The following is a 5,222-nucleotide window of genomic DNA, read 5'->3' on the forward strand; positions in this document are numbered from 1 at the left end:
CATCACAGAGGTCGCAGGATAAATCTGTCCGGGGAAAGGGGAAGTCCGATCAGCAGCCGATTTGTGCAACAAAGCCCAGATCAGGAGTCAGCATCCTTCAGGGCCTTCAGCGCAGCCACATGGCGGGGCAGATTGCTGCGGGAATGCAGGATGTCGACGATGATGACTTCGTCTGGATGATCCAAGAATACAACGAAATGCTCACCTGCCCGGACGAAGCGCAGGTCGTCTGCATCATCCACCAGAATGGCGCAACTCCTGCTATGGGCCTGTCTATTCAGGATCGCCTGACAGCGATCAAGAAGCTCAGCTTCATATAAATCGGCTTGTGCACGCCCGAAGGTCTGCTTGGTCCACGTGGCAATCTCGACAAGGCTTGCTTCCGCTCGCCGCGTCAGCCGCAAGGATCGCATCATGAGGAGGTCCGAGCGCGCCGAAAAGCCCGGCGGATTGCATCTTCGCCGCTGCCTTCGGCCAGATTACCCGCCTTTGCCTGTGCCAATCCCTCAAGAAGCCCTTGCCGGATCCCAGCAAGTTGGGCTTCTTCCTGTTCGAGGAGCCTGAGCCCTGCGCGCATCGCTTCGCTCACATTCTGGTAGCGCCCAGATGCCACCAAAGCCTGGACCAACTGATCCTGTTTATCGGTCAGAACGACATTGCGTGTTACCATGTGACAGTCTCCCTTTTGTTGGCAATATATGCCAACGTATCCTGCCTATCAATGTCTTATACCGCCTAGCCTTCCATAGAAGCTGCGCTCGAGGTGCAGCTCCCCTGTCCTGCCCTTTTTAACCATTCCGTGCAGATAGCTACTGGGCGATGCCACTTCGCCTGTGCAGTACTTCTCGAAGACGAGTGCTAAGGCCGCTGTCGCAACCTGTTTGCCAAGTCGGTTCTGCGCGATGTCCCAAGCATGTTGGGAAATACCAATCATCGGCCTAAGTTGGCCAGCAACTCGATGCAAATCGCTCCAGTTACGTAGTGTCTCGCCTATATTGCGCGCCCACGCGGCGAACTCCGGGCAAGCCTGTATGATTCTTGTTAGATCCAATACTGCTGGATTGTTGCGATCCTTTAAAAGGCAATCTTTCGGTTGGTTATAAGCATGTTCTTCGGCGTGGACCTCAGGCAAGACATCGGCCACTGTGTCCTTTTCTGAGGGATTACTAAGTACAGGATTAAGTTGATTTGTAATTAGTATGTGGGGTTCAGAAGGGGCCTCCTTGGGGTTCATTATTCGTGTCTTTGTTGTCAGTTGCGGATCGACGTTGAGCGTGTTTCCCACATCTAAATTTGCACAGGTTGCCTTAAGGTAAGCTCGCTCTACACACACTTGTAGCTTTTTGAACCAACTCAACAGCAGCTCAAGGATCTCAGAGGTCGGATTCCGCTGTGGAAGTCGGGCCAAAAGGCGCTCAAAGGCACGGGTAAGCTGCAACCACGGCCCTTGCAGGGCACCACTGACAGCCGCGTCTATGCGAGCGCGGATCATACGACGAGCAACTGTGATCTGACGCTTCAGCCGCTGAGATAGGTTACGCTCAGCCTGGAGTTCGGCGTGCAACAGCTCGTACTCTTCGGCACGTGCCGCTAGCGGCGACAAATCGAAACCGTAGGCCTCGACGATAACGCCGTCCAGGTTCCGTCTTCCCCAACGTTTTCCATTAGGGCTGTCCTTGAATGCAATCACGCCGCTCTCGGCAAGGCGCCGTGCATGGCGCTTGAGCGTCGAGAGAGAAAAGCCTGTTTGCTCCATCAGGTAGCCGTTTGACGGCCAGACGATCGGACGTTGTCCCTGCTCCCAGTCCTGAGCTTGAGTAAAGGCCCCGAGCGTATCGAGCAGCATAATGTCCCCGGCTTTTAGGCCGATATGTGCTGCCACGCGTTTGATTGCCAAGAAGGCCCGTGTCTTGGGTACGTCTATCCGTTCACCGGCGTGGGCAAGCTGCTCTGCAATCCCAAGACCCGGTGTTGGCTTGCGCCAACCTGTATGTTTCATGTCTGTATTTCACCTCCATCTGTGCGGAGGCAAAAGAAAGCCGTTCGCCGAGGCGGCGTTCGTCGTTGACAGTTAGACGAGAGAGACTTATCTTTAGGGTGACCAAACCACTTAGATTAGCTCTCAGGCCCTCAGCTTGGGGGCTTTTCTTTTGCCTTTAAATCACATTTGTTCCTTCGCTCGTTGTCTCAACGGTGGGATTCGCGCATGCGCCAGCCTCAGTTCGACATTGGCGCCTCCTTGTTCTTTGTCAAAAAGTCGGCGATCAGATCGCCCAACTCTTCAAGCTTTCTCTGGCTCAGCGGCACGCTTGCAGCCTTGATCGACAGGTTCCCGTTTGCGGACGTAAGCGACAGGTTCCGGCTGCCAATCTTACGCTTTGCCGTAATCTTAGAGGGCGGCTTTTGAGCTTGCTTCTTCGGCTTGGCCTCAACGCTGGCCATTGCCTTCTGAAGGTCTTGGAAACTCATCGCGTAGACGTTCTTGAACGCATTCAAGATCTCATCGCGCGCTGCAAAAACCGCTCTCGCGCGCGACACGATGCTTTCATGCACACCGATACGAGTGGCAAATGCTACAGCAGTGATCTTCTCACCGGACTGCCGTAGCGCTTCGAACATTTCACCTATCGCCAGCAGGCGTTCGAAGGCGCTCAGGTTTTCTCTCTCCTCGTTCTCCCGGAACCGAAGGAAGAGCATCTCAAACTGCGAGTTGTCACCGTTTCGTTTGTCCGGCGGCGCCAAAATCGCTCGAACTTTCCGCCCAAGCATGTGCGCCGCTGCGTGTCGCCGCCGGCCGGTCAGCATCATAAAGCGAACACCCTCAACCTTTGTTGGGTCAAGGGGGTCGGGCTTCCATTGCGGGTCTTCCGGCCAAACCAAAATAGGTGTGTCTTGCCCATTGACCTCGATACTGCTTAGCAGCGTTCGGAAGGCCTCCTGATCCATCCAGTCGCCACGACGATCGGAGCCAATGGGATCGTCAACCTGATCGGGCGTAAGTTGCAGTTCGTGACGACCGCGCAGGATATCCTCGACCAACTGAGCCCTGCCCTGCTCGACCGCCGCTTGAGACTGCGCAAGAGCACCTGCTTTCCAAGCGCTGCCCGCGCCTTTAAAGACCGCCGAATTTGAACCTGTCCCAGCCTTCTGGGCGTTCACGTCTGGGGTGTCTTTCGGCTCAGACGACTGGCTCATTGCTTTTGAAACCAAAGATCTTGGGATGCTCCGCTTCATGCCGCATTCTCTCCGCCGTCATCATCGTAAAACTCGTTCATCCAAGCATTCGCGTATCCACGCTCTAGCCCGGGCCAAAGCCGACTAATGATCGCGTCGTTGACCGCATCCGCGTTCTCTATAAACCGGTTGATACCCTTGCGCTTGCCAGGCGTATCAGGTTCGTATTCGTAGACCGATTGATAGACATCAGACGCGTTGGAGATTGCGTCTGATCGCAGGTAAAACACCGGTAAGATTTCTGTGGGGCACTGCTCAAGCAGGTTCCCGATGTGGTTTAGATCTTGTCCGTTGGACCGTTGCACGATGGTGGGCAGAAGCATATTGGCGCCAGACCCGATCTCAATCCGCTCATGCGCCAAGATATGCTGCAACATGCCGAGCAACCCGGTTACGAAGGTCGACAGCGTGGCGATATCGAAACCCTTCATCGTTTGCGGAATTACGAGCGATGAAGATGCTATCACGTTGTTGAGCTGAAAGAGCGTCAACGCCGGCTGGTAATCGATGATGATGCAGTCGAGCGTTTCATGCAACGCATGCTCTAGGCGGGCGCGATCAACTTTCCCATCTGTGACAATCTCATTTGGAGCGGTTACTGGCGGATGTGCCGTCTTCCAGCGATCGATCGCGTCTCTGAGGTAGCGATAGAAACTCTTCCCGGCAGGGGCCTCACGCACTAAGCGGGCAATCTGAATTTCGCCCTCAGAGGTCTCCCCGTGTGCAGGAATCAGGCGCAGACCAGGCCAAGATGTCTTTAGGAAAAAACTGTCCAGCTTCTCAGGCGAATGATCCGTGTAAGGCGCATCCTCAGATTGGAACAGCCCCGCAAAATCCACCATCGAAGGCGTTTCTTCGGTAGGCATTTGCGATAGTGCTTCACCGCCGACGAAATACAGCGTGATGGTGCTTTGAGGATCTGCGTCCATTACGCCAACCCGCATGCCGTAGTGTAGGCTTAGATATTGCGCGAAATGCGCTGCGCTGAGGCTCTTGGCTGTGCCACCCTTCTGACTGGCGAAGGAGATCACAGGAAGCGGATCGTCGGGTTTGCGCCAGGCTAGGTAATCGAACGGGCGCTTGGCCGACGCCGCAAGAAGCGCACGCATATACATCAATTCGTGAAGCGTAAAAACGCGCTCACGGCCAATGTACTCACCCTTTGGAAAGTCCTCGCTGGCATTAGCGAACTTGGTTAAATACTGTATGCTCACGTTTAGGAAGCGTGCGCACTGGCGCATCGACCACGTACGCTTAATCCGATGGCGCAACGTTAGTTCTTTGTTGACGGCGACCATTGTGCGCTCCAGCCCCCGTGACAGGTCGGTCAAAAACTGTTCTAGACTACCGCTCATGTAGCTGCCTCGACTTCGACTGATTCCGAGTGCGACTCGTTTCAATACCAATAGTAGCACTATTATTCGCTAAAACGGAAGATACCATGCGCCTTTGTCGGTTAGGCGTCCAATTGAAGGCACGATTGGCAACGCGTGGCAGATTGCTTGGGACGTTCGTCGCCCTCGTGAAGGGTGCCGACATCAAGTTGCAAGAGCCCGCTTTCGGACGACAGAATCGAGACGCTGGTTCTACTGATGCCCTGCGCCGGCACATTGTCGATCTCTCACGATAGCTTGGGATCCTCGAAGGGCAGGTGGCCGAGTTGGGGCCAGTTCGAGTAAGCCGAGTTAACCCGGGCTGCTCTGCAGGCTAAGAACCCGGACGTGAACGACTAGACTGAGGCTGAGGAACCTGCCGTCAGCACCGTCGTTAACGCCGTCCGGCTGGAAAGGCGAAGGAACGCGATGTTCCCAAGGCGGGCGTGACGCCTTGGCTAGGGGACTACAAAAGAGATACGGATTGTGTCAACCGCTAGGAGGTGGTGACAGCTGAGGCTCTAGCAGGATCACGCTCTAGGGTGTGTTGACGTTCACCGGAGTCGGATGACGGTTGCGGCGAGAGCAATGAAGGCGCTGAAACTTTCATCAGTC

At 55.1% G+C, this 5,222-nt stretch carries 5 protein-coding genes; all 5 read right to left on the reverse strand.

The window, feature by feature from the left end; translation table 11 throughout:
• Positions 1 to 80: 80 nt before the first annotated feature.
• The 5 genes from ACFOM8_RS22365 to ACFOM8_RS22385 all read right to left on the reverse strand — a co-directional run bounded on the left by ACFOM8_RS22365 (position 81) and on the right by ACFOM8_RS22385 (position 4,589).
• On the reverse strand, positions 81 to 416 hold the full coding sequence (locus tag ACFOM8_RS22365) for a type II toxin-antitoxin system RelE/ParE family toxin (RefSeq protein ID WP_377764579.1): 336 nt from the start codon (positions 414 to 416) through the stop codon (positions 81 to 83).
• Positions 413 to 670, reverse strand: coding sequence for a type II toxin-antitoxin system ParD family antitoxin (locus ACFOM8_RS22370; protein ID WP_377764580.1), 258 nt, complete (start codon positions 668 to 670; stop codon positions 413 to 415). Before ACFOM8_RS22370 ends, ACFOM8_RS22365 begins: the two co-directional genes overlap by 4 nt.
• Before the next feature lie 48 nt (positions 671 to 718).
• Positions 719 to 1,999 (reverse strand): plasmid replication protein RepC, encoded by a 1,281-nt coding sequence (gene repC, locus ACFOM8_RS22375; protein WP_377764581.1) that lies wholly within the window; start codon positions 1,997 to 1,999, stop codon positions 719 to 721.
• Positions 2,000 to 2,217: 218 nt separating this feature from the next.
• The gene (locus tag ACFOM8_RS22380; RefSeq protein WP_377764582.1) at positions 2,218 to 3,234 is read right to left on the reverse strand and encodes a ParB N-terminal domain-containing protein; all 1,017 of its coding nucleotides are present in this window, start codon (positions 3,232 to 3,234) and stop codon (positions 2,218 to 2,220) included.
• Complete coding sequence (locus ACFOM8_RS22385; protein ID WP_377764583.1) at positions 3,231 to 4,589, reverse strand: ParA family protein; 1,359 nt, start codon at positions 4,587 to 4,589, stop codon at positions 3,231 to 3,233. The genes ACFOM8_RS22380 and ACFOM8_RS22385 overlap by 4 nt, the downstream gene beginning before the upstream one ends.
• Between the last annotated feature and the right edge of the window lie 633 nt (positions 4,590 to 5,222).

The sequence above is a fragment of the Paracoccus angustae genome, from assembly GCF_042648745.1.
Taxonomy (GTDB): Bacteria; Pseudomonadota; Alphaproteobacteria; order Rhodobacterales; family Rhodobacteraceae; genus Paracoccus; species Paracoccus angustae.

What these genes read in the sequence shown, in the direction of transcription:
- ACFOM8_RS22385 (WP_377764583.1), bottom strand. Translation starts at nt 4,589, where the DNA reads ATGAGCGGTAGTCTAGAACAGTTTTTGACCGACCTGTCACGGGGGCTG.
- repC (WP_377764581.1), bottom strand. Translation starts at nt 1,999, where the DNA reads ATGAAACATACAGGTTGGCGCAAGCCAACACCGGGTCTTGGGATTGCA.
- ACFOM8_RS22370 (WP_377764580.1), bottom strand. Translation starts at nt 670, where the DNA reads ATGGTAACACGCAATGTCGTTCTGACCGATAAACAGGATCAGTTGGTC.
- ACFOM8_RS22365 (WP_377764579.1), bottom strand. Translation starts at nt 416, where the DNA reads ATGATGCGATCCTTGCGGCTGACGCGGCGAGCGGAAGCAAGCCTTGTC.
- ACFOM8_RS22380 (WP_377764582.1), bottom strand. Translation starts at nt 3,234, where the DNA reads ATGAAGCGGAGCATCCCAAGATCTTTGGTTTCAAAAGCAATGAGCCAG.